This window comes from Bacillus cereus group sp. BfR-BA-01492 (assembly GCF_022662815.1).
GTDB lineage: Bacteria > Bacillota > Bacilli > Bacillales > Bacillaceae_G > Bacillus_A > Bacillus_A cereus_BD.
Genome location: NZ_JAKUEH010000004.1, coordinates 1 through 26,992 on the forward strand (window position 1 = coordinate 1; position 26,992 = coordinate 26,992).

Sequence of the window (26,992 nt, forward strand, 5' to 3'; positions counted from 1 at the left end):
AAACGAATTCATAGTAGCATTGGTTATAAAACTCCTCAAGCAATAGAAGATCTAGCTAAAAAGGTAGCTTAGATTTAACTTTTTTGTGTCCAAAATATTGACTCAAATCCATAAGTTTTAACGTAGTAGTTGTTATGATATACAAAAGGTGTCATACTGTTACTATAAAACTTACAAATTTATGCTACTTAAAAACAGATGAACTTAAAGCGCTTGATTGTCAATTAAAGGCAACAAGTGCTTTTTTTGCGTTTTAGCGTAGAAATTTAAAAGAGCATTATAATTTTATAAGTGCATTAAGTATTAAATTTTTATTGTTGTTTTATAGATTGTGATGGCTATGTACAGTGTACGACGATAGTAGAGGAAAAAATAAAGGGTTGTGTTATTTTTTGAAGTCATCGTAAAGTACGTTTTAACGGATGGACGTTATGCACACGTTATCCGCAAAAAACGGGTAAACGTTACAAGGATTGTAATTGCTGTAACGGGAGAGGACTCAATATGGAAGAGAAAGTAGTGGGTTATGTACGAGTTTCAACAAAAGGGCAAGTACGTGAAGGGTACAGTTTAACATATCAAGTAGAAGAAATTGAACGGTACTGCATTGAAAATGAACTACAACTGCTTCACATATACGAAGATAAAGGAATCAGCGGAGCGAAAGTAGATGAAGATGGATTAACAGTTGAACGTGAAGGCTTACAAGAACTATTGTCAGATATGGCATATCATCAAGTGAGCAAAGTTATTGTACTCAATACATCTCGGTTATGGCGCTCTGATATGGCAAAAGTGTTAATACAACGAGAGCTAAAGAAATACAAGGTAGATGTGAAAGCAATTGAACAACCGAATTACAGTATATATACACATGACCCCAATGACTTTTTAGTAAATGGCATGTTAGAGCTATTAGACCAATACCAACGTCTTGAAATTGCATTAAAACTAAGTCGAGGCAGAAAGAAGAAAGCAGAACAAGGTGGATATGCGGGGGGCGGTGTGATGTTTGGTTATAGAGTAAAGAAAGGGCAAAAAGTGTTAGAAGTAGATGTGGAGAAAGCGGTAGTTGTACGTAGACTATTTGAATTAAGACACTTTTTTAAAGATTGGTCGCTAACTCAATTGGCAGAACGACTGAATAGGGAAGGTTATCGTACTGAGAAAGGAAAGCTGTTTACGAAAGTACAAGTGAAACGCATGTTAGACCGAGAGAACTTTTATCGAGGGGTATATACATACGGGCAAATACAAACAAATGGGAAACATTCAGCAATTATATAATAGTCGTACTTAAAAAAATTACTCATTTTACTATATGTACTTATGAAATTATGAAAATGGATAGGCTTGCGTACCAATGCGCATCGGAAGATGAACGCTCGAACTAAGGTTGCCGACATTTTTATATATGACTAAATCATTGAATAGAGGGATGAGTTATGCAGAATAGACAAAACTATTTGTATGTAGGAGTAGATTTACATAAGCAGCATCATACGGCTGTTATTATTAATTGTTGGCAAGAGAAATTAGGAGAAATACAATTTGAGAATAAACCATCTGCATTTTCGAAGTTTTTATTAGAAGTAGAGACATATGTGAGTGATGGTTTATCAGTTGTATTTGGTTTGGAAGATATTGGTGGTTATGGAAGAGCGTTAGCGAAATATTTAGTAGACCATGAACGAGTTGTGAAAGAAGTAAATCCAGCTTTATCATTTTTAGAACGCAAAAGTGAGGTAATGATTAAAAAGAACGATAGCTGGGATGCGGAATGTGTAGCACGCATATTGGTAAACAAATTTAATCAATTACCAGATGCAAAGCCAAACGATTTATTATGGTCAATACAACAACTAGTTTCAAGAAGGAATGCATTAGTAAAGGCACAAAGTGCATTAAAGAATCAACTACATATTCAATTGAACCACCATTATCCAAGTTATAAAAAGTTTTTCTCGGAGTTAGATGGAAAAACAGCATTAACATTTTGGCAGCAATATCCGTCACCCTCTTGTTTGGAGGGGACGGATATAAAGCGATTAACAGCTTTTTTATTAGATGTTAGCAACAATACATGTTCAGTAAAGAAGGCAAGCGACATATTAAAACTTGTAAAAGAAGATGGACATATAATGAAGGAATATCAAGAAACACGAGACTTTTTAGTAAGAAGTATTGTACGGGATATTGAGTTTAAAAAGACAGAAATGAAATACATCGAGAGAGAATTAAAACAGCTAGTAAAACTACTAGATTATCAATTAGATACAATGCCGGGAATAGAACTTGTGACTGCATCAGCATTAATTGCAGAAATTGGGGATGTAAGGCGATTTCTAAATGCCAACAAATTAGCACGATTTGCGGGGATTGCGCCTGTTTACTTTGGTTCTGGTGGGAAAGGTAAGGTGCATAAAAGCAAACAAGGAAACAGGGCGCTACACGCTTTATTTTATAATTTAGCAGTACAGCAAGTGCAAGTAGCAAAAGGGAGTAAGAAGCCACGGAATCCAGTGTTTCATGCGTACTACCAAAAGAAATTAAAAGAAGGAAAAACAAAAGGACAAGCATTGGTATGTATTATGAGAAGGCTTGTAAACATTGTATATGGCATGATGAAATATAAAACAGCTTATGAATTGCCGGTAGTGGAAGAAAAAGAAGTAGTTTAATAAGGTTTTACAGGGTTTGCTTTTTTATTGTGAGGGTTTAAGATTACAACATAGGGTACGGGTGAAGCTACACCTAAAAAGAAAAGTGTACCGGATTGGCTTAAAGAGCGATGGGAAGCAGGGAATAATTTTAATAAGGAAAATCGTCCTCGTTACCCTTATAATGAGGTAGAGTTGGAAGCAAAAGAAGTAGGGGGTAAAAAATACGTAGTTGACTCATATGCGCACAATAAGGAAATAGTATCTAGAAAATTCACTCAACTTAGTGAAGTGCAAGAAAAGACAGCTAAGAGTTATTTAAATGAAATTACAAAAAAATATCCTTCAGGTTCTAAAATATCAAATGGTCCTTTTAATCCTAACGCTCTCAAAGGGGGGCGACTTAAAGGTGAGTTAATATTAGAAGTACCAGTTCAAAATAAACCAATTCCGCAAACGATTCTTGATGAAGCAACAAAAAATAGGATTATTATTAGGGATATTAAAGGGAAGGTGTATAATTGACTATGAAAATTTATTATTGTGACGAATGGTCGGACATTAAAAAGAAGCCTTGGAATATTCTAGATGACCGTGATGCATACACATACCATCAAAAACATGAACCATATACGGCGGTATTAACTGAAGATGAAAACCTTAAGTATATTGTAAATGTTACAAATGAATGGGTTTCGGTGGGATTTTATGATGACTTGATTCGTAAGTATTTAAATTATGATTTTGAAGTTATGAGTGACAGTAAGATATTTTTAAGAACAGCTACGTATTGGGAATATGATGATGAAACTGATACAGAAGTAAGTAGCTTGATTTTGGGATTCCGAGAAAATGGCTATATAGCAATGGAAAAAAGGGATTTAAAGACTGGCTTAGTCGAGGAGCGTGAGATTAGCGATACCCTTGAAAGAAACTGGGATGTATTTCCTGAATTTGGTCATTATATTCATTTGTGTAGAGAGGAAAGATAATGTTTTTAGGAGCACTCTATAGTGCCAAAGCTATCTATAAGAAAGGTGTTATATATCACTAACACATAAGGCAAGCGAATTAAAGATAATTAAAATATTGAATTAGAAAAAAGAAAAATGATATATTTGAAAATAGAGACTCCATGAAGGTAATACCATCATGGAGTACTGTGTGCAATGATAGAATAGAAAACGAAGTACGAGCTTAGGCGAGATGAAATTTTACATGGCGATGAATATAAACACATGGAATGTACATTAAACTAACGAACTCGTACAAACTCGTAAGTTTTAACATAGTATTTGTCGTGATGTACAAAAGGTGACATACTGTTATTACAAAACTTACAAATTTATGCTACTTAAAAACAGATGAACTTAAAGCACTTGATTGTCAATTAAAGACAACAAGTGCTTTTTTGCATTTTAGCGTAGAAAATTAAAAGAGCATTATAATTTTATAAGAGCATTAAGTGTTAAATTTTTATTGTTGTTTTATAGATTGTAATGGCTATGTACAGTGTATGACGATAGTAGAGGAAAAAATAAAGGGTTGTATTATGTTTTAAAGTCATCGTAAAGTACGTTTTAACGGATTTACGTTATGAACACGTGATCCGCAAAAAACGGGGAAACGTTACAGGGACTCAAATTACATGTGGAAAAATGTGGTACAATCGTTACAGGAGAATAAGACGTTAAAGATTGCATTACATACATGGAAAAAACGAAAGTTCCCGTAGTAATCAGGTCAGCAGATACTGGAATGGGAATAAAAATTCCTCATATAGAACATGTAACTGTTGGAGAAATAGCAGAAAACTTTGCAAGAGTGCGAGCAACCGATAAAGATGATGCTTATCAACTTGCGAAGGGGAATGGTGGTTCGGGAGTTAAGGGTACGGGTAAGGGTAAGGATGTTAATACCGGAAGTAACTCTTCAAAATTAGTTGGTAGAGAAGTTAATCTTGATTGGTTGGGAGATAAATATAAGGCTGTTGAACTTGAAGGTAGTGTTAAAGTTGGCGGAAAAGAAATGGATGTTTCAAGGCGTGTATATCAGAGAACTGACATACAGTGGGATTATAAGCCGATGCATCCAAAGGCAAAGGGTTTATCAAATAGGGAACTAGCAGCAAAAGGACGTCCACCTTTTGTAGTTGATAAGAATGGAGTAGAGACACAGATTGAACTTCATCATTTACTTCAAAAAGAACCAGGCGATATGGTAGAAATATTTGCCACTACTCATGATGAGTATAAAAAGATTTTGCATGGTTTAATAAAAGATGGTGATAGTTTTAGAAATAGTGATATTTTAGATAAACAATACAATAATTTTAGAAAAAAATACTGGAAATGGCGTTTTAATAATTTAGATTGAGGTGATTAAGAAATGGATATGGAAATTTTAGAAATGATAAATCAATATACTGAAAAAGGAGATTTTTTTGGAGAAATATCAGACGAAAACATAGTTATGATTGAAAAAAAATTAGGTTGTACTTTTCCGCCACAATATAGAGAGTTTGTTAAAAGGTTTGGTTCAGGAGGTATTTGTGGAGTTGAGGTATTGGGAGTAGAAGGAATGGAGTATGCATCAGTAGTCGATGATACTGAAAGATATAGAAAATTAGGATTACCAGAGAATTATTTGGTTATTGAAAATGTAGATGAATTTGTTTATTGTATTAACACGAAAGGTGATTACTATGTTATAAGATGGGATGATATTAGTAAGGAAGAAATAATTAGATACTCAACTTTTGATGAGTACTTAAAAGATAGCTTTCAAGAAGCAATTGACAATTGGGATTAGAAATTAAAAACAAAAAAGCACATAAGCCAAATGAACGAGGAAGAACTTATTTTTGAAGTGGAAAGAAAAAGAATAGGTTGTTTAAAAGTACATACTCCATGATGGTTGTACCATCATAGAGTGTTATGTGCAATGATAGAATAGAAAATAAAGTACGAGCTTAGGCGAGATGACATTTTACCGGGCGATAAATATAAACACATGGAATGTATATTAAACTAACGAACGAACTCGTACAAACTCGTAAGTTTTAATATAGTATTTGTCATGATGTACAAAAGGTTTCATACTTTTACTGCAGGATTTACAAATTTATGCTACTTAAAAACATATGAACTTAAAGCGCTTGATTGTCTACAAAAGACAGCGAGTGCTTTTTTCGTTTTTGGTATAGAGGTGAGAATAGTAGAATAAATGTACCACAGCCGTAAAAACAACCTCCCTGGAAGGAAATCAAAAATTCCAGCACGCAGTAAGAACATTACTGGAATACAAATGAATCCCTGGTGTAGGAAAAGTATATAGGAACTTTTTCGAGAGATGGGGCAGTATTCTCTGAAGGATGTGTATCGGTATGTGCAGAATGCTGGGGAGAGAGTTGATGGTGCTACTTCTAAATTTTGGAAAAGTTCTAAGGTAATAGAAGTTGAAATATCTAGAACTAAATACCTAGAATTCGCAAAGCACATCGAGGGTGCAATAGCCGTTGGACAACCAGATATATTAACGATCAATAGAGGAGATGATAGGTGATGTAAAAGCTAATCGTAGGGTATCATTAAAGGGGATAAGATAAAGTTCCGAGAAAAGATTTGGATAAATATCCATCAGCAATGTTTAAAGAGGGTGGTACAAGGACCAGTGTTCGGCTTATAAAGGATCTGGTTCAAGTGCGGGGCATAAATTAAGGTCATATCCTAAGTGGGAGGGAAAAATGAATAATATGGATAATACCCTTCTAGGAAGAAATTGGTAGCGTGTGTTTTAATTGTAGTAGGAAAATAAGAGTAAATAGAAGTGAAGCAATTAATGGTGAATATATATTATAAATTTCTTTCGTAGAAAAAGAGCATCTCCTTTTTAAAAACAAAGGAATACTCTTTTTGTAAACAATCGGCGTCCTCTCATATTACTTATACTAATTGAAATGTATTTATAATTTGGAAAAATGAGGGCTCAAACGCCATTGCGTCATCTATATTTAATGCGGAAAATGTAATACTGTAAACGTGCTGTTGTTCTAGCATTGGAATCAAAAATTGATTCGTACATAAAGTTAACTGTTCATCGGCATGTTCTATCTCAGTAAAACCCCGTACATGTATGACATTGCCAATAGAAAATGGTAATTCTTCGATTGAATGCAATTTATAAACACCGGATTCTTTCTTTTTTAATAATTCTTCTATACTATGAATAGAAGAATACGCTTTTTGATATGGAAATGTAGAGATTGTAATATCCGAAAAATGTACTTTATTCTCCTCATCCCCAAGGACTTGTAATGCAAATAAGTCTACTTTCATAGTCTCTAAATTTTGTAAAATATACTCTAATTGTAATTGAACAGGCTGACGGTTTTCACTAATGAATGGAAAGATTTCAGCTTGTTTCTCTAAAAACAAAGAAGTGAATTCTTCTACATGCTCAGGAGCTGTTTCCATAAGTGTCCACGTGTCGGGAAGTGCAATTGAAATATGTTTGTCCTCTAATGTATACCGATACCAAGATTCAAATTCCATCATATCGTTCCTTCTTTCTCATAATTATATTTCATCGGAATTTTAAACTATTTACTCTAATAAAAACTCGGAAAAGTAGCGTCTACAGTCCTTTTCGTACATAGTAAAAATAACGAATACTATAAAAAAGAATACACACTGCCGCAACGCTGGCAATTACCACATTGATTGTATACAAAGTATCATTAAACGGATGATTTTTTCCAATTAGTTTATTTATAATACAAGTAATTGCAAATACAATCCATACGCATGCTGCTAGCTTATATATTTTCATAAAAATTCCCCTTGTTTTTTCTGGGAGAAATGTTTTGATATCAAGCCGTATTTGTTTTGTCATAATAAAATCTTCTCTTATGTACTTTAACATTTTTCCAGCTCCTCTTACTTATTCTTGTCTGAAATAGTAGCGTAAGTAGCGAATTAAATGGAAAACCATGAAGAATGCGCTAGTTATATATATAACCACACAAAATAAAATCCCCACAGTCCCTAGTTTATTATGTGGTCCAAACATAACTACTAATAAGGCATTTATGAATGCGCCAATTATCATAAAACGTGCCCAAATGTAAAGGGCTGCGAACTCTGCAACAGCTTTTTTGGTAGAATAACTTCTCTTTTTTTTCATACAATCTCCGCCTTACACATTCTCTTATTTCGGTGTACTGTCCCGAAAAGCACCGATCCATCCTACTGTACTAGTTGCTTTTCCCATTAAAATATCTTTTGCCATTTGTATCGCTTCACCATCGCTCGTACCTCGGTTGACCCAATGTGACAGCGACCATTCCGCTTTTGTGTATCCCATTACCGATTTAAATGTTGTTCCAAATCCTTTCAATCCTGGGATTGTACCTACTGCATCTAATGCTATTGCCATTCCATCTTTTTTTCCCATAGAATAGAGTGCTGTATCAGCTATTAATCCTCCTGCACCTGCTATTGTAGAAACCGTACCCAACACCCCCGCAACCGGTGGACACCATACTGTTAAAATAGCTGCTGTACCTGCTGCTGCTGAGATATATCCACAATAAGTCGATACATCTGATAGTAAGCCGTCAGGATCTTTAACATAGTCAACAAATTTGTTTGCTAAATTGCCTGCTTCATCTACAAGTTCTTCTACTTTATGTGTTGCCTTATCAACGAGTTTTTTTGCGCTTCCCATCATTTTATCGAAAAAACCTTGTTCTTCTTTTTTCGTTTCTTTTTGTTTTGCTCCAATCGGAACTGTACTTGCCACTTCTTGTTGGTCTGCTTTTGCGAATTTTTCAGCCGCTCGTTCAAGAGAGCTCGCTAAGTTATGCGCATAGTGCATCGATTCGTTCATTTGTCTTTTTGCTTCATACCATTGCTGGTCAACAAATGATTTTGCTTTTACACTCCATGGAATAGATTGATAGTTTCTTTCTAGTTGTTGTTCTAACTTTTGTACTTCTTCAGCATATTGAATAAATGATTTACTTAAGTTTATTAACAGTTCTGGACGAACAACAATTGTAGTCAAAGATTTCCCCTTCCTTTCGCATTTTTTACCATATTTAATTATATAATAACATATATTTACTTATCTATAATATGCAAGTATAAAAAGAAAAAGCAACAACTAGTCTTGTAAATAGCATTAGAGACGGGGATGAAAATCCTTATCCCATCTCTTAGTAAAGAGTAAAAAATTGTTTTATTTTCCACAACAGATACTATTCATCATTGTTGGGTTTTACGCCAGTTTAAAACGATTCTTGATGCCATCTGCTGATTGGTTTTCTACGAATACAATACCCTTCCTCGCAAGTAAGAGAAATTTCTTTTCTTAATTTCCGTAAACTATTTTTCATGGTTATAGCTATTTAAGTTGGATGTTGTATCTGTTACAAAGAAATAAATATCGTTGTTTCGTCCTTCTTGAACGATATTTTTTATTCATCCCTTTGCTGTATAATTAGCAGCTAATCATGTGAACAGATGGTCTAATGTTTTCTTCTACGACAGGGAGATTCAGTAGAAATTCAATTTACATGTTTATTTTAATCTTCAAGTTCAAGTGATAATTTTTTCAGTCAATAATATAGTCGATGAACTGGTACGTTTTGTTTTTGATCATTCACAATTTTTATAGTCTTGCATATTAGTTGCCTATTCTTTCTCTTACTTGTAATATTTTTCGATTTAGCTAAATAAAAGATTTGAGAAGTAGATAGGTCTTTACATACAGCATGCATATGTAAAAACATTTTTTGACAAAAAATATATGAACCTTATTGACAGTTTAAAATATAATCGATATAATTCGTATTAATTTCAAAAGAAATTATATTCGGAATATTAAGTTGCGTTGAATAGGAGTAGTAAGGTCAAGTGTTTGTGCAGAGAGCTATGGGTTGGTGTGACATAGTCAAATAACATCCTGAACTCGCCTAGGAGCAATAAGGTGGAACGGAAATCTAATTCTTAGTAAATCTTAACGGTTAACCTTCGATAACGGGTTTGTAATCATACGATTGCTACTAAGGTGGATTCATAATGGAATCAATAAGAGTGGTACCGCGTTAAGTGAATGGCTTAGCGTCTCTTGATAAAAAGAGATGTTAGGCCATTTTTTATTATAGAGAAGAAAATGGAAGTTGCTTTTAGATTGGTCAATGAAGTTTGGTTATTAATACAAAATAATTTAGGAGGGGAAAGAAGATGAAACAGACGGAGCAATGGACGTCAAAGTTAGGATTTATAATGGCAGCAGCAGGTTCTGCTATTGGGTTAGGAGCGATATGGAAGTTTCCTTATATAGCTGGAAAGAGCGGAGGGGGTGCATTCTTTTTAATTTTTATATTGTTCACGGTATTAATCGGGCTCCCTTTATTAGTAGCGGAATTTATGATTGGTCGTAGTACGCAAAAACAGGCAATTGGTGCATTTCAAAGCATTGCACCAAACACGGGATGGCACTGGATTGGTCGCCTTGGTGTTGGTACTTGTTTTATTCTACTTTCTTTTTACAGTGTTGTTGGTGGATGGGTATTAATCTATTTATTCAGAGGAGTGACGGGACAACTTATTACTTCGCAACAAAATTATAGTTTGCTATTTACAGAAACAATTGGAGACCCTACTTGGGCCATTACTGGTCATTTTGTTTTTATGTTTATTACGATTGGGGTTGTATCAAAAGGAGTACAAAATGGGATTGAGAAAGCAAGTAAGTATATGCTACCAACGCTTTTCATTTTATTTCTTGCCTTAATTATACGATCTTTAACACTTGATGATGCAATGAAGGGAGTTACATTCTTTTTACAACCTGATTTTTCAAAAATTACATCAGAAAGCATTTTGTTTGCGATGGGGCAATCATTTTTTGCGATTAGTATTGGTATTTCTATTATGATTACGTATAGCTCCTATTTAAATAAAAAAGAAAGCTTGCCTAAATCAGCGGTAACAATTGTTGGGTTAAACTTATTTGTTTCTCTTTTTGCTGGACTTGCTATTTTTCCTGCTGTATTTTCACTAGGAATGGAACCAGCTGAAGGACCAGGGTTACTATTTATCGTATTGCCATCTGTATTTAGTCAAATTCCATTTGGGAGTTTTTTCTTAACGGTATTTCTTGCCTTATTTACATTTGCGACGTTAACTTCGGCGTTCTCTTTACTAGAAACAGTTGTTTCAGCTATAGCGAATGGCAAGCAAGAAAAAAGAAAGAAATTATCTTGGATGATTGGAGGGGCTATTTTTCTAGTAGGTATACCGTCAGCACTGTCGTTTGGAGTATGGAGCGATATCACAATTGGTAATAAGAATATTTTTGATGCAGTAGATTTTTTATCTAGTAACATTTTAATGCCACTAGGTGCATTATTAATCAGTATTTTTGTATCATTTAAAATGGAGAAAAAGGTACTGGAAGCCGAGTTCTTTGTTGGTGGGAATTATGCGAAAGGATTATTTACTTGTTGGATATTTTTACTTCGATTTGTTGCACCAATTGCAATTGTCATTGTCTTTTTAAATGTAATTGGGATTATTTAACTTGATGTGTTTAAAAATTCAGTTAATAATACACTTTAATGCTTTCTCTAAATGTAAAAAAGGGGGATTGCAAGGTGGAACATAAACATCCATCATTGTTATCAAAATTAAAAACTGTAACAAATCCTATGTTACTTATGGTAGGAAAGCATGATGTAGTAACCTGTGGAAAGCAAATGCAAGCATTTCATCAGAATGTACAAAGTGGAAAAGTCATTGTTTTTGAAGAATGTGGTCATACACCGCATTATGAAAAGGCCGATTTATTTGCAGAGGCTGTTATTGACTTTTTAAAGTGAAAAAAAAGGTGCTTCCAAATATGAGAAGCACCTTTTTGTTTAATGCATGAATTCAATAATCCATAATATCCAATACGCTCCCGGTACGAATAAAAGCTGTGCTAATAATGTACCAAGAAGTCGAGAAATCATAAGCCAACCGTATATTTTATTCATCATCTCCGCACCATTTTCTGATTGAAGGGCGCGTTCTGTTAAAAGAGCGATGCGTGGGTCTAATAGTACTGTTAATAAAATAGTAGCAAATCCATTCACAAGGCCAGAAGCTGTACTAGCATTTGTTGCATACGTTGGATTTAAAAACGATGCATATAAAGCAGACAGAACACCAGCTGTATAAATGGCGGTTGCAAACATATTAATGAGCATAATGCGTTTCGGAATTCCACCAATACGCATACGGTGAATCATTTCAAATTTTGGAAAACGAACATACTTTTTTGTGTATTTTAGCTTTTGGATATTATTTGTTTTCATCATTCGCATAAATGAGCCATCCGTTTCAAAGTTTTGAATCACATATCCAAATAATTTCGTTAACGTTGGATATAAAATGATAGCAAGTAATGTTCCAAAAGAAGCGGATAATAGAACGAGGCGAATCACCTTTTCTAAATCAATCGAAGAATCAAGTTTAGCTTGATCTACAATTCCGCCTATTAAAAAAGCTTGCAGTAAGTTAGAAGTTCGAGAGATAAGCAAAACCATCCCTACTACAGATAATGCAACAGCGATTTTCTTTAAACGAACACCAGCAAGTCGAATGCTGTATGAGCTTGTTTCAACTGCATGAATAATAATTGTAAAAACGATTATAAAAATGAGCGTGATTGACATCTATTTCACCATTTTCTGTTAAATTATATCATCCTATAGTAATATCTGTACTTTAAAAGTAAGGGTAGATGATGCATCAGTATTTAAAGAGTGAGAGGAAGAAAACTTTTATTTTATCATATAACATATTTGTATTGTTTGTATATTTCCTATATATAAAATTTTTAAGTGCAAGGTGTATTATAAAAGATGTCGAAAAATTGCAGGTGCTATGTATACAGGGAAATATATGATACAAATTCGTTTAAAGGGATTTTTTTATATAGAATCGAATACTAATTAGTATATTTTTCTATTATAAACATTTTGTAGTAAAGTAAGGAGGGAGCGTGATTGGATAAAGGTTTACTAATAAAAGATTGAATTTTCAGTTAAATATATAAGTGTAGTTGGAGGTAGTTATTTTAATCATGTTTGTTGCTTACCTTGGTTTTTCTGTTAGATTATTTGCACTGATTTTCGCCTTATTGGCTATCTTTTCCGTAATAGCGTTTTATCCTTTAACAGGAATCTACTAACATATAAATCACGATTGTTTAGTAAGAGGAACTATAGGATTGAAAAAATTTCACATCATAAATGATGAATCAATGAAAAAGAGGTGAGACATTTGCAAGAAGTAGCAGAATTTCGGATGCCAAAGATTGTTTTATACGGAAGAAATTCGCTTGAAAAATTAGGGGAACAAGCTAGCAGGTTAGGAAGGAAGGCTTTTATTATTAGTGATTTTATTATGGGAAAACTTGGCTATATAGATATATGTATAGAACAGCTAAAAGCAAATAAGATAGAAGTCGTTACGTATAACAATGTAAATGCTGAACCGACAGATGTCCATGTTTCAGAGGCATTAAGGATTTGCATGGGGGAAAAATGTAACTTTATTATTGGGCTTGGTGGTGGGAGTTGTATTGATGCAGCAAAAGCTGTAGCTGTTCTAGCTACAAATGGAGGCAAGATTGAAGATTACGTACAAAATCATGTAAGTATAAAACATGAATCGTTGCCGCTTATTGCGATTCCAACAACATCTGGAACTGGTTCTGAAGTAACAAGTGTTACTGTTATTACAAATAAAAAAACAGATGTGAAGATGATGATTAAGCATCCAAACTTTATACCACAAGTAGCGATTATTGATCCTGAATTAACACGTTCTGTACCACCTCATATTACGGCAGCAACAGGAATAGACGCATTATGTCATGCAATTGAAGCTTACATTTCTCGATTTTCACAACCGCTTACAGATGTGCTAGCACTTTCAGCTATGAAAAGTATTATGAAATATTTGCGCATTGCTTATGAAGATGGCGATCATATGGAAGCTAGAGAAGTAATGATGATTGCATCATTACAAGCTGGGATTGCCTTTTCGAATGCTTCAGTTACATTAGTTCATGGAATGTCCCGTCCGATTGGAGCATTGTTTCATGTGCCTCATGGGATATCGAATGCGATGTTATTACCGGTTGTTTTAGATTTTACAAAAGTTTGTGCTATTAAACGTTTTGCAGACATCGGGCGACATATAAATGCAGAGTTACGTTCGTATTCTGATGAAGAAGCTGCAAATCATATCATTTTGGAAATAAAGAAACTTTGTTTTGATCTTCATATTCCTAATTTAAAAGGGTATGGGATTGATCAAACTGAATTTATGAATGCTCTTTCAAAAATGGCAAAAGATGCACTGGCTAGCGGAAGTCCGAGCAATCACCCGCGCATTCCATCCTATCATGAAGTGAAGAAATTATATCAAATCTCTTTTGATTACCAATATGAACCGATGGTTAGTAGTTCTTTAAAAGTCTGAAAATTTTTAAAATATTTCCATGGAAATGAAAAAGAGGGGGGAGAAGATGGAATTAATTATTATTTTATTAGCGCTCGGTATGCTTATGTTTGTTGCTTATCGTGGGTTTTCAGTTATATTATTTGCACCAATTTGTGCATTATTTGCAGTATTGTTAACCGAACCGAGCCATGTACTTCCTTTTTTCTCTAATGTTTTTATGGAGAAAATGGTTGGCTTTATTAAGTTATATTTTCCAGTTTTTTTGCTTGGAGCAATTTTTGGGAAAGTAGTAGAAATGTCTGGTATTGCTGAATCTATTGCAAAGACAATTATTCAATTTGTTGGTGTGAAACGTTCCATGCTTGCAATTGTTCTTATGGGGGCAATCTTGACATATAGTGGGGTTAGCTTATTTGTTGTTGCATTTGCAGTCTATCCATTTGCAGCGAATTTATTTCGTGAAGCAAACATACCAAAACGACTCATACCAGGGACAATTGCTCTTGGGGCCATTACGTTTACAATGGATGCTCTTCCAGGAACACCACAAATTCAAAATGTGATTCCAACTACATTTTTTAAAACAAATATTTATGCTGCACCAGTTCTCGGGACAATCGGAGCAATTTTTGTTTTTGTAGTCGGTATGCTTTACTTGGAAAGAAGACGTAAGCAAGCTGCTAAAAATGGAGAAGGATATGATGGATTTGGAGATGGAACTTCAGAAATGGCAGCTAGTTTAGAACCTAAACAAAATACAAAAACAGCCATTCAAGTTTCTGAAATTACTCCTCTTCGACAAGTACTTGCATTTGTTCCACTCATATTGGTAGGAGTTATGAATAAATTTTTTACAGTATGGATCCCGATATGGTATCCAAAAGGTTTTGATTTTGCAATGGTAGGATTAAAAGATTTTGGTAAAGTAGAACTTTCGGCTGTACTAGGAGTCTGGTCTGTGGAATTAGCTTTATTAATTGGAATTGTTACAACGATTATTTTAAATTGGAAACGTTTAGTTACAGGATTCCAAGCTGGTTTAAACGCAAGTATTGGCGGTGCATTACTTGCAGCTATGAACACAGGTGCCGAATACGGATTTGGCGGCGTGATTGCAACTCTTCCAGGGTTTGGAATGATTAGAGATGGAATTTCGACAACATTTACGAATCCACTTGTGAATGGAGCTGTTACTACAAATGTTCTTGCTGGAATTACTGGATCAGCATCAGGGGGAATGGGAATTGCATTAAGTGCGATGGCAGAAAAATACATTGCAGCAGCTGAGCAATATGATATTCCTTTTGAAGTCATGCATAGAGTCATCTCAATGGCTTCAGGAGGTATGGATACATTACCTCATAATGGAGCAGTTATTACATTATTGGCAGTAACGGGATTAACGCATAAACAATCCTATCGCGATATTTTTGCTATCACGATTATTAAAACATTAGCTGTTTTTGTAGTAATTGGTGTTTATCGTTTAACTGGAATCGTATAAAAGGAGAGATAAAAAGATCCATTTATTATTCTTGAAGTCTTATTTATTATGTTGAAATTACATAATAAAAGAGAAGTATATTTTCACTATTAAAAACAGGAGAGAACAAAGGAAAGGGGCATGTAATGAAAATTATTAGCCTTACCGGAGGAAGGAAATGATAATGAAAAAATACAGTTTTATGTAATTAGAATACGATAATAATTTTATGTAAATTAAATATATATGGAAAAGATTCAGAAAATATTCTATAATGTAAGGGGTTACAAAAAGGGGAGATGTAAATGTTTTCACTTCGGCCTATCGCTTTTGTACAAAATGAAAGAAAGATGATAAAGGATGACGATTGGGGAAAAACACAATCTACTATTATATTAACAGATTTCTTTTCTGAAGAAAGTATACAGGGGATTGAGAGCTTTTCACATATTGAGATCATCTTTTATTTTCATAAAGTAAAGGATGACCAAATTCAATATGCAGCAAGGCATCCACGTAATAATAAGGAGTATCCAAAAGTAGGTATTTTTGCACAACGCGGGAAAAATCGGCCGAATCGATTAGGGACTACAATTGTCAAATTCGTAAGAAAAGAAGGAAAAGTAGTAGTAGTTGAGGGTCTAGATGCGATTGATGGGACTCCTATATTGGATATAAAGCCTGTTATGCAGGAATTTATCCCAAGTGAAAAGATCATTCAGCCTAAATGGGCGACGGATATTATGAAAGAATATTGGAAAGGAAGCGGAGAAAAATGAAAATATATGAAGCGACAATTGCAGATTTAGATGGGGTAGCAGAACTCTTTAATAATTATCGTATGTTTTATGGACAAGAATCCAATGTGGAAGAAGCAAAATTATTTTTACGAAATCGGATGGAAGGAAAAGAATCTGTCATTTTTGTCGCAGTTGAAAACGGAGAATATCTTGCCTTTACACAGTTATATCCTTCTTTTTCATCCATTTCAATGAAGCGACTATGGATTTTAAATGATTTATTTGTTCAAGCTCATAAACGCGGAGCAGGTATTGGCAAAAAACTATTAGATGAAGCGAGAAAATTCGCGTTAGAACGTGGCGCAAAAGGTTTAAAATTACAGACAGAAATGAATAATTTCTCGGCGCAACGGTTATATGCGGAAAATGGATATTTACGAGATAATCGTTATTTTCATTATGAATTAACATTTTAAAATTGTATATATAATAAGAAGCTCAGCATACAAAAAATTGTAAGTTGAGCTTTATTTATTGAAATAGGTATAGAATTATATTTGGTTGAGAATCCAGGTTACAGCGTCTTCAAAATCTATCGCAATGTAATTTGGTGTAATATGTGCCCACTTCTCACGATATGTGTGCAAAGCATCATATCCAGCTCCAGTTTGTACTAAAATCGTTTTCGCGTGAACATTTGCACCTGCGACGATATCCGTCCAACGATCACCAATTACGATACATTTTGTTAAGTCTAAATTATGTTTTTTTGCTGCTTGTAGAAGCATGCCAGTACTTGGTTTACGGCATATGCATCCATCATTATGTCTATGGGGACAAAGGTAAATATCATCAAAACCAAATGCAGTGAGTTCTTGAATGAAATCTTCAGTAGCTGCTTTTCCTTCAGCGATGCCTGGTTGGTTTGTAAAAGAAAATAATTTAATATTTTGATTTTTAAGTGCGTGTAAACATTTTTGTGTAAATGGAAATAAAGTAAAAGCACCAGGGTAGTGTACTGTATGATCGCCACCAATTGTTCCATCACGATCGATAAAGATAGCTTGAATATGTTTCATCATGATTATTCCTTTCGAATCGTAATTTAAAAATGTTTCACAAAGCGATATCCATTTATCGCATATCCTAATTTTTTATAAAATGGATGAGCATTTGTTCTTTGAGTACCACTGACAAGCCAGGTTCCAATACAGTTATGCTCTTTGCTTAATTGTTCAGCGTATGCCATTAAAATTTGTCCGATTCCTTTTCTTCGTGATGTGGAATCAACACTAATAATGGAAATTTCTCCATAACGTGTTACATCCTCTAAATTCTCTCGTATGCGAAACCCGAAGAAACCGTGTATTTTATCGTCCTCTTCATACACATAGAGGAAATCAAATGGACTGATCTTAACAAATTCCAATCTATTTTGCATATCTTTGTGAGAAATAGATGAGCCTTTTAGCTCTTTTGTTAGTGAACATAGTGACGGAATATCATTTATGTTTGCTTCTCGAATTTGAAATGACATACAATCAACTCCTTGATTTATAATTATAAACTCCCATATATTCTATAAAATAATGTTTTTTCCTTCTTGTAGATCAATAATAATTAAAATAGATATATAAAGTGATGTTTTAATAGAGAATGTGTTATGATTTTCTTAAGTTTATTGAAGTGAGAAAGAGGGGGAAATATTTGTTACAAGTTAATATTTGTTCAGCTGGATATGAAACAGGTGAACAAATAATCCGTAATATAGCTTTTTCGATGAAACAAGGTGAGTTAGTTGCATTGATTGGTGCAAATGGAGCTGGTAAAAGTACAACGATAAAATCGATTCTAGGTCTGCTTACCAATATGGAGGGGGAAATATCATTTGGAAAAAAGAATAATCCATATGCATATGTACCAGAACATCCAACCTATTATGATTATTTAACACTTTGGGAACATATTGAACTATTAATGGCTGCACGTGGCTGTGAAGTCGGAAGCTGGGAAGAGAAGGCAAACGAATTACTACATACGTTTCGGATGGAAGAACGCAAGCATGAATATTTATTTAAGTTTTCAAAGGGGATGAAGCAGAAATCAATGCTTATTCTTGCGTTTTTAACAGAGCCAGACTTTTATATTATTGATGAACCGTTTATCGGTTTAGATCCAGTCGCGACAAAAGAGTTTTTAAATTTTTTATATAAAGAAAAAGAGCGCGGCGTTGGAATTTTACTCTGTACACACGTACTAGATACAGCAGAAAGAATTTGTGAAAGATTTCTTCTTATTTCACAAGGTACTTTAGTGGCAGATGGCCATTTAGAAGCAATTCAAGCATTAGCAGAAATGCCGGGAAGTCCACTATTAGATTGTTTTGATGCGATTGTAAGGCGGGAACAACATGATAAAAGAACAATTTAAGAAACGATTATATAACGAATTATATAGAAAATGGAAGTCAATACGCTCTGTAACAGATTGGACGGTTGCATTATATTTAATTATTCCAGCATTTATATTTAGTGGAATCTATTATCGATCGCTATGGGAAAGAGAAATAGCAAGGGAAGAGACTACTTATTTTCTGCTAGGCTTATTTATGTTTTATTGCGTTATCTATTCGAGAGGAGTACGATCGTTTTTCGAACGGGCGGATTGCTTATTTTTCATTCAATATCCGGTACATATGCAAAAATTAATGCGATATGGCATGCTATATACGTTTGTTCGGATTAGTATAACAAATGTTATCTTAATCGTATTTATGTTACCGCTATGTATGAAAAATATAGGAGCATCACCTTTACAAATTGTATTAGTATGGGGATTTTGTACTGTTTTTCGATTTATGTTGTCATTATTAGTACGGTATATAAATGTATGTATTGGAAAACGATGGGTCTTATGGATCGTTAGTAGTTTGCTATTTTTTATTTGTTTCATGTATCTTGGATACGGCATATTTTTTATTTTAAAAAGCGCTGTTTATTCAATTGTATTTATTATAGTACCAGTTCTTATTTGCGTAGCATGTATAAAACAAAAAGTGAATTATAAGAAGTACTTTTTTAAAGAAATTGAGAAAGAAAAAGAAGAAAGTATGCGCTGGACGAGGGGAATTATGCAAGTTGGTGGACATGTGACAAATACGAGCAGTTCGAGCAAAAAGCCGTGGTTGTTTCCTCGTTCTAAAAAATTTTTAGGGGAAAAATCTGATTCGCGTATTGTAGAATCTTTTTTAAAAGAATTTTTTCGTACCGGAAGTTCTTTGAGATTTTATGTGCAGATTGTTTTTATCAGTACAATTAGTATAATGAGAACGCCGTGGTGGATTACAGCCATCATTCTTATTTTTGCATTATTTGCTATTTCGCGTTACTCACATGATTATTGGCATGAATTTACGAAGAAAATGTTTCTTCATTTATACTGTGAAGAGAGCAAATTATTATTATTAAAATGGAGAGCGACTCAGTATTTATTGCTTCCAGCAATTTTTATTTATGCAACAGTGATACTTGCTCAATTTTATCTATTACCAGCAATTTTCGTAGGAATTTTAATTGCTGTCATAGTAGGATGGATTCTATTTTTGCCAGAGAAAAAGAGCCGAAAACGACTCTTTTAGTCTGTGATGGACTGATAGATAAAATATAGTAGAATGACAATACTAATGCCGGAGTATATAACGTCTAGAGTCATTACATTCCCTCCTAGTTGTTGTTATATATAGTGTATGAAATCTTACAATTCCATATTCAATTAAAGCATATAGGGATGATAATAAATTTATAAAGTGCAAAAATTAAAATCATTTTGTATAATGGAAGAAATAATCGTTATATAAATGGTAATGAGTAAAAGGAGAGGGAATGAAGATGCCAAATTGGTTTAGAAAAACGTTAGTCGCATTCATTACTGTATTTACATTTGGTTTAGTGACGCCTCCTTCCATTTTGCTTGACAATACAAAAGCAGCGGACAAGCCTACTAGGCAACAAAATTTGGAGCAAACGTCCTATACATATGAAGAAAATGATGAACGGCTAACGCCAGAATCTTTTATTACTTATGCGATGGAAGAAGCTGAAAAACAATCTATGCAAAAGTTTGGTTCTAAAATTGGACCTATAATTGAAGATGAGTTTAAAGATATTATTTTACCTAAAATAGAGGAAGCGATTGCTAATCTTGCACACGATATACCGGAAGAGTCATTGCAATCGTTAGCAATTTCACAAAAGCCAGCTGGTGGAAATAACGAAAAGATTTTTCATGTGTATGATACGAAAACAGGAACTGATTTATTACGATTCCATGTAAGACGTGATCATCCACCGCAAGATGGATATTATTTTAACTTCCATTATCATCGTTTTGATGATGGATATATAGCGCATCATGAGTTAGGAGATATTTATTGGAATACAAATATACCACCAAAATGGCTATCATGAAAAGAGTAAGGGAAATCCCCTTGCTCTTTTTTGTTTACATATACGAAAATAACAGGGAAACATATAGTAGCGGCGAATATATTTATCGTTAGACTGATTTAAGAAGAAAATAAAAGGGAGAGAAGGGGATGACGCAGTTTGAACCTGGTTATTCACCATATTGAATTTTGGGTAGCAAATTTAGAGGAGTCTATGCTGTTTTATAGTAAATTGTTCGCTATCATTGGGTGGCGACAGTTAAACAAATATGCATTTAGTACGGGAAGTACGGAAATATATTTTAAGGAAGTAGATGAAAGGATAGTAAGGACATTAGGACCAAGGCATATTTGTTATCAGGCTATTAGTAGGAACGTAGTTGATGAAGTAGCGAAATTTGTTAGAAATACAGAAGTAGTAGTAATTCGTGGACCGATTGAAATGCATCATTATGCAGAGGGGTACTATACAATAGATTTTTATGATCCAAATGGTTTTATAGTAGAGGTCGCTTATACACCTAATGTAGAAATATAAGATACGATTTTAATTATAAAATCATAGAGGGAAGCAAGGATTCCCTCTATGATTCAGGTCATTCACGTCCTTTTGTAAATGTAAGAGGCTCAGTACTTAGCATTTGTGGTAAGTGTAATTGTAAAGTAGGAAACTCACCGTGTATATTGATGTCATAGGCAAATAATATATTCATTTTTGTTTGGAACAAGGTAACTGTAGTAACGAATACGTCGTAATGATAATGTTGTAGTTGCATTTCTATATCCATAAATTGTACATATAACGAGTCACCTTGTTTGTATACTGTTAACAGGCCATATGCAGGATGCTTAAATGTTCCAGTATAGTCATCTAACTTGCGAGAAGGTACCGTCCCTTTTATTTGCTTAGGCAGCGATTCAATTGATTCTTTCACCATTTCTTTCATTTTTTCACTATCTTCTACTGCACGTTTATGCCAGTCTATGTTTTCTAAACCGAGTAGTTTATCGTAAATATAGTTTGTAAGGTAAATAGGAAGTAATGTATTTCCAGAGTTTGTTAATACGATAATTCCTATATTTTCGTTTGGCATAAATGATATAAGTGACGTAAACCCATCAATATTGCCGCCATGGTGAATCAGTTTATAACCACGATAGGCACTAATAAACCAACCGAGTCCATAGCTGTTCAATGGAGATTCAGGAGTGGATAAAATAGGTTGATCTGGAATTGGTGTGTGCGGTATATACATATCTTGTAAGTATTCATTAGAGAGTAACTGCTGTTCTCCGATTTTTCCATGATTTAAGTGAAGAAGCACCCAATTCGCCATATCTTCAATTGTAGAATTTATACATCCTGCGGCGCCTACCGTATCGATATTGCGGAACGGAACTTCTTTTATTTCACCCTCATTTTCAATATAAGGTAATGCATAATTATCTGTATTTTGTAAGTCTGTGACAGAAAAGTTTGTTTGCTGCATATTGAGAGGCTCTAAAATATGTTCTGTAACGTATTGTTCCCATGATCGACTTGTAATTTTTTCTACAAGATAACTAATGGTTACATACATTAAATTATTATATAAAAATGTCGTGCGAAATGGTGTATCAAGGGATAAATACTTTATTTTTTCCACGATATCTTGTCGAGTTACAGAAGAATTGTACCAAAGCGTATCATGACGATTTACTCCCGTTCGGTGAGAAGCTAAATCACGTCCTGTAACTTGAGATGTAGCCAAAACATCCGATAAAGAGAAGTTTGGGATGTAAGATTGAACAGGAGCGTCCCATGAAAATTTGTTTTGTTGCGCTAGTAAGCTTAACGAAAAGGTGCCAAATGCTTTCGTTGCGGAACCAATTGCGAAGCGTGTTTTCGGTGTAACAGCTTCTCCTTTTTCTACATTTCGATAACCAAATCCCTCCGAAATCATAACCTCGCCATCTTTTATTACTGCTATAGCAGCGCCGGGGACGTGTAAATCGTTTATCATCATTTTAACTTTCGTTTGTAAGTTGTTTATAACAGGAGTTTCAATTTTCGCCATCGCTTTAACCTCCAAATATATTTTTTCTTCCCGTGCTAGTATTTCGATCATTGAGAGTGAAAACCTTTTGGATATGGAAAAATTAAGGGATTTTTAATAATCGATAAAGTGGGTATTTAGAATCTTTCGATATTTAAACTAATTTAAAATATAAATATTTTGAATGAGAACTTTGTAAATATATGCATGATTGCTTTTAATATGATAAACTCCATATAGATATAGATGCGAAAGAGGGTTTTTCTTATATATGAAACATGCTGAATATGAATATTTAAATTTATGCCGCCATGTCATGGAGCATGGTACGAAAAAAGAGGATCGTACAGGAACAGGAACGGTATCTGTATTTGGATATCAAATGCGCTTTAATCTTAGTAAAGGGTTCCCTTTATTAACGACAAAGCGAGTTCCATTTCGTCTTGTTGCAAGTGAGTTACTTTGGTTTATGAAAGGTGATACAAATATTCGTTATTTATTGCAACATAATAATAATATTTGGAATGAATGGGCGTTTAAAAATTGGGTAGAAAGTGCTGAATATAAAGGACCGGACATGACGAATTTCGGACTGCGCTCACAACAAGATGAAGCATTTAAAAAACAATATGATGAGCAAATGGAAATCTTTAAAAAGAATGTGTTAGAAGATGATGAATTTGCACAGAAGTATGGTTATTTAGGAGATGTATATGGCAAGCAGTGGCGCGCTTGGAAAACGGCTGCTGGTGAAACGATTGATCAATTAAAAGATGTAATTGAAATGATTAAGAAAACACCGGATTCTCGCCGCTTGATTGTTTCGGCATGGAATCCTGAAGATGTACCAAATATGGCACTTCCGCCATGCCATACATTATTCCAATTTTATGTAGCAGATGGAAAGCTTTCATGTCAATTATATCAACGAAGTGGAGATATTTTCTTAGGCATTCCATTTAATATTGCAAGCTATTCGCTGTTAACGCATTTAATTGCTCATGAGTGTGGTCTTGAAGTAGGAGAATTTGTTCATACAATTGGCGATGCACATATTTACACAAATCATTTTGAACAAGTGAAGAAGCAATTAGCACGTGAACCACGTCCATTTCCAACATTAAAATTAAATTCAGATGTGAAATCTGTTTTTGATTTTGAAATGGAAGATTTAATGATAGAAGGATATGACCCGCATCCAACAATTAAAGCACCAGTTGCAGTCTGATTGTAAGAGGAGATGAAAAGATGATTATTTCATTTATGGTTGCAATGGATGAAAATCGAGTAATTGGTAAAGATAATAAGTTGCCTTGGCATTTACCAAGTGAGTTACAATATGTGAAAAAAACAACAATGGGACACCCCCTTATTATGGGAAGAAAAAATTATGAAGCCATTGGAAGACCGCTTCCTGGAAGACGAAATATTATTGTTACACGCAATACGGATTATTACGTGGAAGGCTGTGAGATTACTCATTCTGTGGAGGAAGTGTTTGAACTTTGTAAAAATGAAGAGGAAATCTTTGTTTTTGGTGGAGCGCAAATTTATGAGCTATTCTTACCGTATGTGGATAAGTTATATATAACGAAGATTCATCATGCCTTTGAAGGGGATACATTCTTTCCAGAAATCGATATGAAAGATTGGAAAGAAGTGTTTGTAGAGAAAGGTGTAACGGACGAGAAGAATCCGTACACATATTACTATCATATATATGAAAAGCAACAATAATAAAGTGAAACTTTAATCAGTGGGGGTTTTCTTTATCCACCACTGATTATGAGCCCTCACCAATCGGGCTGTTACGGGCAGTTAATCTCCCACCTATCTTCCTTGCTTCTCTCTGAATCTTGAGGTGGGAGTCTTACTGCCTGTTAATGCAGGATAAAAAAGATTGATGTAAATATGTTTATTTGCATCAATCTTTTTATTTACATGGTTAGATGAAAGTTTTTGAATTTGCTTTGAAGATGCTATAATGAGAACGAGTATATGTTTTTTACTATATATGGTTATGAAAGAGAGCATGTATTTCGTTACTTACTAGGAGGAGAATAGATTGAAAAAAATATGGGGGGCTCTTTTTCTTTGTTTTATGCTGGTCTTAGTTGGCTGTGGCAAAGAAGAAAAGCCAATAGATGCATTCCATACATATGCCAAAGCATGGAATAAGCAAAAGTTCGCTGAGATGTATGATCAATTATCAGAAAATGCAAAAAAGACAATTTCTAAAAAAGAGTTTACTGAGAAATACGAGAAAATTTATGCAGGTATTGAGGTTAAAAACTTAAAGGTAGAAACAGGTGAAGGAAGTAAGGAACAAGAAGACAAAGGACCTGTACATTTTAAAGTAAGTATGGATACTGTTGGTGGAAATATTTCATTTTCACACGAAGCGAAAATGGTAAAAGAAAAAAGTGGAGATGAAGAAGTTTGGAAAATAGACTGGACTCCTGATTTTATCTTTCCAGGGATGACAAAAGATAGCAAAATTCGTATGCAAACATTTCAAGCAAAACGCGGTGAAATTTATGACCGCAACGGAAAAGGGCTTGCTATAAATGGAAGAGCATCTCAAGTAAGCATTGTTCCTGGTAACTTAGAAGATAATGCAGCACAGACAAAAGAAATGGTTGCGAAACTATTAAATATGTCCGTAGAAGAGATCGACCAAAAATTAAATGCAAAATGGGTAAAACCAGATTACCTTGTGCCAATTGGTATTTTACAAGAGGGAGTTACTCAAAATGATTTTATTGATTTACCGGGTGTTGTAACTCGTTCTGTAGATGTTCGTACATATCCATTAGGAGAAGCGGCAGCGCATTTAACTGGTTATATTGGGAAAGTAAATGCTGATGATTTAAAGAAACTTGCGAAAAAGGGCTATCAAGCGGATGATCCGGTTGGAAAAGCTGGTTTAGAGCAAGTGTTTGAAGAAAAACTACGTGGTAAAAAAGGTGGGCGCGTCTTTATGGAAGATGCGCAAGGGAAAGAAATCAAAACATTGGTGAAAACGGAAGCGGTAGATGGTGAAAATATCAATTTAACAATTGATAGTACGATTCAAGAAAAGATTTATAATGAAATGAAAGGAGAAGCAGGTTCAAGTGCGGCAATTAATCCGAAAAGCGGTGAGACAATCGCACTTGTTAGTAGTCCAGCTTATAATCCGAATATCATTGCAAGAGGAGCTTCAAAAGCACAACGTGAAGCGTGGGCTAATGATCTGAAAAAGCCGATGACGAATCGATTTACACAGTTATCTGTACCAGGTTCTGTATTTAAGCCTATTACAGGTGCAATTGGTCTTGAAACAAAAATAATTGATCCGAAGGAAGAATTGAAAATTGAAGGATTGAAATGGACGAAAGATTCTTCATGGGGTAACTATTATGTAACACGTGTAAAAGATGCAAGTCCAATTGATTTTGACAAAGCAATGAAGTATTCTGATAATATTTATTTTGCGCAGCAAGCATTAAAAATTGGGAAAGATAAATTTGTAAATGAAGCAAAAAAATTCGGATTTGATGAAAAATTACCAATTGAGTACGGGTTCCCAGCTTCAAAAATTGTGAATGATGGAATGAAAAATGATATTCAAATGGCGGATACAGGATATGGACAAGGTCAAGTATTAATGACGCCTCTTCATTTAGCTTTCACGTATGCAACAATTGTAAATGATGGAACGATACCTTCACCGCACCTTATAAAAACAGAGAAACTACCAAAGGCTTGGAAAGAGAATGTCATTTCTAAAGAAAACCAAGATATATTAAAAACAGCATTAACAAAAGTCATTAATGATCCAGACGGTACAGGGAAAATTGCTAAAATTGATGGCATGACTCTTGCTGGCAAAACAGGAACGGCTGAGTTAAAAGCAGCAAAAGATGCAGAAGGTAAAGAACTTGGATGGTTCGCTGCTTTTGATTTAAATGCACCTGACATGGTTGTTACAATGATGATTGAAGATGTAAAAGGTCGAGGTGGAAGTAATATTCCAGCTGAGAAAGTAAAGCATGTTTTTCAAAAGTGATAGGTAATGAGAGAGCTATCTTTATTTAAAGTAGAGATGGCTCTTTTTAAGGCTAA

The 26,992-nt window shown here is 34.2% G+C and carries 26 protein-coding genes, 1 pseudogene and 1 other annotated feature; of the genes and pseudogenes, 19 read left to right on the top strand and 8 right to left on the bottom strand.

Going from position 1 to position 26,992, the window contains the following annotated elements:
• Positions 1-504: 504 nt before the first annotated feature.
• The 6 genes from MR063_RS07100 to MR063_RS07125 all read left to right on the top strand — a co-directional run bounded on the left by MR063_RS07100 (position 505) and on the right by MR063_RS07125 (position 5,471).
• On the top strand, positions 505-1,287 hold the full coding sequence (locus MR063_RS07100; protein ID WP_242195665.1) for a recombinase family protein: 783 nt from the start codon (positions 505-507) through the stop codon (positions 1,285-1,287).
• Between the two features lie 158 nt (positions 1,288-1,445).
• Positions 1,446-2,681: an IS110 family RNA-guided transposase gene (locus MR063_RS07105; protein ID WP_242195668.1), complete on the top strand. Its 1,236-nt coding sequence runs from the start codon at positions 1,446-1,448 to the stop codon at positions 2,679-2,681.
• Between the two features lie 174 nt (positions 2,682-2,855).
• Complete coding sequence (locus MR063_RS07110) at positions 2,856-3,185, top strand: hypothetical protein (protein ID WP_002188089.1); 330 nt, start codon at positions 2,856-2,858, stop codon at positions 3,183-3,185.
• A 2-nt stretch (positions 3,186-3,187) separates the two neighbouring features.
• Positions 3,188-3,652, top strand: a complete 465-nt coding sequence (locus tag MR063_RS07115) for a hypothetical protein (RefSeq protein ID WP_098204522.1) — start codon at positions 3,188-3,190, stop codon at positions 3,650-3,652.
• A gap of 718 nt (positions 3,653-4,370) precedes the next feature.
• Positions 4,371-5,036: an HNH/ENDO VII family nuclease gene (locus MR063_RS07120; protein WP_242195671.1), complete on the top strand. Its 666-nt coding sequence runs from the start codon at positions 4,371-4,373 to the stop codon at positions 5,034-5,036.
• A 12-nt stretch (positions 5,037-5,048) separates the two neighbouring features.
• Positions 5,049-5,471, top strand: coding sequence for an SMI1/KNR4 family protein (locus tag MR063_RS07125; RefSeq protein WP_065212026.1), 423 nt, complete (start codon positions 5,049-5,051; stop codon positions 5,469-5,471).
• 1,133 nt (positions 5,472-6,604) lie between these two features.
• On the opposite strand, the gene MR063_RS07130 is transcribed toward MR063_RS07125, so the two are convergent.
• From MR063_RS07130 to MR063_RS07145, 4 genes are all read right to left on the bottom strand, one after another.
• Positions 6,605-7,213 carry a hypothetical protein gene (locus MR063_RS07130; RefSeq protein WP_242195674.1) on the bottom strand — a complete coding sequence of 203 codons (609 nt, stop codon included), beginning with the start codon at positions 7,211-7,213 and terminating at the stop codon, positions 6,605-6,607.
• Positions 7,214-7,295: 82 nt separating this feature from the next.
• Positions 7,296-7,583: a hypothetical protein gene (locus tag MR063_RS07135; RefSeq protein WP_242195676.1), complete on the bottom strand. Its 288-nt coding sequence runs from the start codon at positions 7,581-7,583 to the stop codon at positions 7,296-7,298.
• An 18-nt stretch (positions 7,584-7,601) separates the two neighbouring features.
• Positions 7,602-7,844: a hypothetical protein gene (locus tag MR063_RS07140; protein ID WP_242195679.1), complete on the bottom strand. Its 243-nt coding sequence runs from the start codon at positions 7,842-7,844 to the stop codon at positions 7,602-7,604.
• Positions 7,845-7,868: 24 nt separating this feature from the next.
• On the bottom strand, positions 7,869-8,726 hold the full coding sequence (locus MR063_RS07145; RefSeq protein WP_242195682.1) for a WXG100 family type VII secretion target: 858 nt from the start codon (positions 8,724-8,726) through the stop codon (positions 7,869-7,871).
• A gap of 819 nt (positions 8,727-9,545) precedes the next feature.
• Positions 9,546-9,795, top strand: a binding site (T-box leader).
• Between the two features lie 112 nt (positions 9,796-9,907).
• On the opposite strand from MR063_RS07145, the gene MR063_RS07150 reads away from it, so the two are divergent.
• Positions 9,908-11,248 (top strand): sodium-dependent transporter, encoded by a 1,341-nt coding sequence (locus tag MR063_RS07150; protein WP_242195685.1) that lies wholly within the window; start codon positions 9,908-9,910, stop codon positions 11,246-11,248.
• An 86-nt stretch (positions 11,249-11,334) separates the two neighbouring features.
• Positions 11,335-11,547: pseudogene (locus MR063_RS07155) on the top strand (alpha/beta fold hydrolase); the annotation flags it as partial.
• Between the two features lie 39 nt (positions 11,548-11,586).
• On the opposite strand, the gene MR063_RS07160 reads toward MR063_RS07155, so the two are convergent.
• Entirely contained in the window at positions 11,587-12,384 is a 798-nt protein-coding gene (locus tag MR063_RS07160; protein WP_242195688.1) for a lipid II flippase family protein, read from the bottom strand.
• 610 nt (positions 12,385-12,994) lie between these two features.
• Here MR063_RS07160 and MR063_RS07165 point away from each other — a divergent pair.
• The 4 genes from MR063_RS07165 to MR063_RS07180 all read left to right on the top strand — a co-directional run bounded on the left by MR063_RS07165 (position 12,995) and on the right by MR063_RS07180 (position 16,881).
• Entirely contained in the window at positions 12,995-14,200 is a 1,206-nt protein-coding gene (locus tag MR063_RS07165) for an iron-containing alcohol dehydrogenase (RefSeq protein WP_242195691.1), read from the top strand.
• Positions 14,201-14,246: 46 nt separating this feature from the next.
• Positions 14,247-15,686 carry a GntP family permease gene (locus MR063_RS07170; protein ID WP_242195694.1) on the top strand — a complete coding sequence of 480 codons (1,440 nt, stop codon included), beginning with the start codon at positions 14,247-14,249 and terminating at the stop codon, positions 15,684-15,686.
• Positions 15,687-15,970: 284 nt separating this feature from the next.
• Complete coding sequence (locus tag MR063_RS07175) at positions 15,971-16,444, top strand: SAM-dependent methyltransferase (protein WP_242195697.1); 474 nt, start codon at positions 15,971-15,973, stop codon at positions 16,442-16,444.
• Positions 16,441-16,881 carry a GNAT family N-acetyltransferase gene (locus MR063_RS07180; protein WP_242195699.1) on the top strand — a complete coding sequence of 147 codons (441 nt, stop codon included), beginning with the start codon at positions 16,441-16,443 and terminating at the stop codon, positions 16,879-16,881. The genes MR063_RS07175 and MR063_RS07180 overlap by 4 nt, the downstream gene beginning before the upstream one ends.
• Before the next feature lie 75 nt (positions 16,882-16,956).
• On the opposite strand, the gene MR063_RS07185 is transcribed toward MR063_RS07180, so the two are convergent.
• Complete coding sequence (locus tag MR063_RS07185) at positions 16,957-17,484, bottom strand: HAD-IIIA family hydrolase (protein ID WP_242195701.1); 528 nt, start codon at positions 17,482-17,484, stop codon at positions 16,957-16,959.
• Between the two features lie 26 nt (positions 17,485-17,510).
• Positions 17,511-17,942 carry a GNAT family N-acetyltransferase gene (locus tag MR063_RS07190; protein WP_242195704.1) on the bottom strand — a complete coding sequence of 144 codons (432 nt, stop codon included), beginning with the start codon at positions 17,940-17,942 and terminating at the stop codon, positions 17,511-17,513.
• A gap of 170 nt (positions 17,943-18,112) precedes the next feature.
• Between MR063_RS07190 and MR063_RS07195 the strand changes: the two genes are divergently transcribed.
• The 4 genes from MR063_RS07195 (at position 18,113) to MR063_RS07210 (ending at position 21,387) form a co-directional block, all read left to right on the top strand.
• Positions 18,113-18,835 carry an ABC transporter ATP-binding protein gene (locus MR063_RS07195; protein WP_242195707.1) on the top strand — a complete coding sequence of 241 codons (723 nt, stop codon included), beginning with the start codon at positions 18,113-18,115 and terminating at the stop codon, positions 18,833-18,835.
• Positions 18,816-20,042, top strand: coding sequence for an ABC transporter permease (locus MR063_RS07200; protein WP_242195710.1), 1,227 nt, complete (start codon positions 18,816-18,818; stop codon positions 20,040-20,042). Before MR063_RS07195 ends, MR063_RS07200 begins: the two co-directional genes overlap by 20 nt.
• A 250-nt stretch (positions 20,043-20,292) precedes the next feature.
• Positions 20,293-20,871, top strand: a complete 579-nt coding sequence (locus MR063_RS07205) for a YpjP family protein (protein ID WP_242195712.1) — start codon at positions 20,293-20,295, stop codon at positions 20,869-20,871.
• A gap of 138 nt (positions 20,872-21,009) precedes the next feature.
• Positions 21,010-21,387, top strand: coding sequence for a VOC family protein (locus MR063_RS07210; RefSeq protein WP_242195715.1), 378 nt, complete (start codon positions 21,010-21,012; stop codon positions 21,385-21,387).
• A gap of 58 nt (positions 21,388-21,445) precedes the next feature.
• Here MR063_RS07210 and MR063_RS07215 read toward each other — a convergent pair whose 3' ends face one another.
• Positions 21,446-22,906, bottom strand: coding sequence for a serine hydrolase (locus MR063_RS07215; RefSeq protein ID WP_242195717.1), 1,461 nt, complete (start codon positions 22,904-22,906; stop codon positions 21,446-21,448).
• 250 nt (positions 22,907-23,156) lie between these two features.
• Here MR063_RS07215 and MR063_RS07220 point away from each other — a divergent pair, with 250 nt between their 5' ends.
• From MR063_RS07220 to MR063_RS07230, 3 genes are all read left to right on the top strand, one after another.
• Complete coding sequence (locus MR063_RS07220) at positions 23,157-24,113, top strand: thymidylate synthase (RefSeq protein WP_242142835.1); 957 nt, start codon at positions 23,157-23,159, stop codon at positions 24,111-24,113.
• A gap of 20 nt (positions 24,114-24,133) precedes the next feature.
• Positions 24,134-24,622: a dihydrofolate reductase gene (locus MR063_RS07225; protein WP_242195720.1), complete on the top strand. Its 489-nt coding sequence runs from the start codon at positions 24,134-24,136 to the stop codon at positions 24,620-24,622.
• Between the two features lie 328 nt (positions 24,623-24,950).
• Positions 24,951-26,936, top strand: a complete 1,986-nt coding sequence (locus tag MR063_RS07230) for a penicillin-binding transpeptidase domain-containing protein (protein ID WP_242195724.1) — start codon at positions 24,951-24,953, stop codon at positions 26,934-26,936.
• Positions 26,937-26,992 lie beyond the last annotated feature (56 nt).

Excerpts from the sequence above, each read along its gene's own strand:
- MR063_RS07200 (WP_242195710.1), top strand. The coding sequence starts at position 18,816 with ATGATAAAAGAACAATTTAAGAAACGATTATATAACGAATTATATAGA.
- MR063_RS07140 (WP_242195679.1), bottom strand. The coding sequence starts at position 7,844 with ATGAAAAAAAAGAGAAGTTATTCTACCAAAAAAGCTGTTGCAGAGTTC.
- MR063_RS07105 (WP_242195668.1), top strand. The coding sequence starts at position 1,446 with ATGCAGAATAGACAAAACTATTTGTATGTAGGAGTAGATTTACATAAG.
- MR063_RS07205 (WP_242195712.1), top strand. The coding sequence starts at position 20,293 with ATGCCAAATTGGTTTAGAAAAACGTTAGTCGCATTCATTACTGTATTT.
- MR063_RS07225 (WP_242195720.1), top strand. The coding sequence starts at position 24,134 with ATGATTATTTCATTTATGGTTGCAATGGATGAAAATCGAGTAATTGGT.
- MR063_RS07100 (WP_242195665.1), top strand. The coding sequence starts at position 505 with ATGGAAGAGAAAGTAGTGGGTTATGTACGAGTTTCAACAAAAGGGCAA.
- MR063_RS07175 (WP_242195697.1), top strand. The coding sequence starts at position 15,971 with ATGTTTTCACTTCGGCCTATCGCTTTTGTACAAAATGAAAGAAAGATG.
- MR063_RS07150 (WP_242195685.1), top strand. The coding sequence starts at position 9,908 with ATGAAACAGACGGAGCAATGGACGTCAAAGTTAGGATTTATAATGGCA.
- MR063_RS07170 (WP_242195694.1), top strand. The coding sequence starts at position 14,247 with ATGGAATTAATTATTATTTTATTAGCGCTCGGTATGCTTATGTTTGTT.
- MR063_RS07160 (WP_242195688.1), bottom strand. The coding sequence starts at position 12,384 with ATGTCAATCACGCTCATTTTTATAATCGTTTTTACAATTATTATTCAT.
- MR063_RS07115 (WP_098204522.1), top strand. The coding sequence starts at position 3,188 with ATGAAAATTTATTATTGTGACGAATGGTCGGACATTAAAAAGAAGCCT.
- MR063_RS07130 (WP_242195674.1), bottom strand. The coding sequence starts at position 7,213 with ATGGAATTTGAATCTTGGTATCGGTATACATTAGAGGACAAACATATT.
- MR063_RS07215 (WP_242195717.1), bottom strand. The coding sequence starts at position 22,906 with ATGGCGAAAATTGAAACTCCTGTTATAAACAACTTACAAACGAAAGTT.
- MR063_RS07135 (WP_242195676.1), bottom strand. The coding sequence starts at position 7,583 with ATGTTAAAGTACATAAGAGAAGATTTTATTATGACAAAACAAATACGG.
- MR063_RS07120 (WP_242195671.1), top strand. The coding sequence starts at position 4,371 with ATGGAAAAAACGAAAGTTCCCGTAGTAATCAGGTCAGCAGATACTGGA.
- MR063_RS07190 (WP_242195704.1), bottom strand. The coding sequence starts at position 17,942 with ATGTCATTTCAAATTCGAGAAGCAAACATAAATGATATTCCGTCACTA.
- MR063_RS07185 (WP_242195701.1), bottom strand. The coding sequence starts at position 17,484 with ATGAAACATATTCAAGCTATCTTTATCGATCGTGATGGAACAATTGGT.
- MR063_RS07125 (WP_065212026.1), top strand. The coding sequence starts at position 5,049 with ATGGATATGGAAATTTTAGAAATGATAAATCAATATACTGAAAAAGGA.
- MR063_RS07220 (WP_242142835.1), top strand. The coding sequence starts at position 23,157 with ATGAAACATGCTGAATATGAATATTTAAATTTATGCCGCCATGTCATG.
- MR063_RS07180 (WP_242195699.1), top strand. The coding sequence starts at position 16,441 with ATGAAAATATATGAAGCGACAATTGCAGATTTAGATGGGGTAGCAGAA.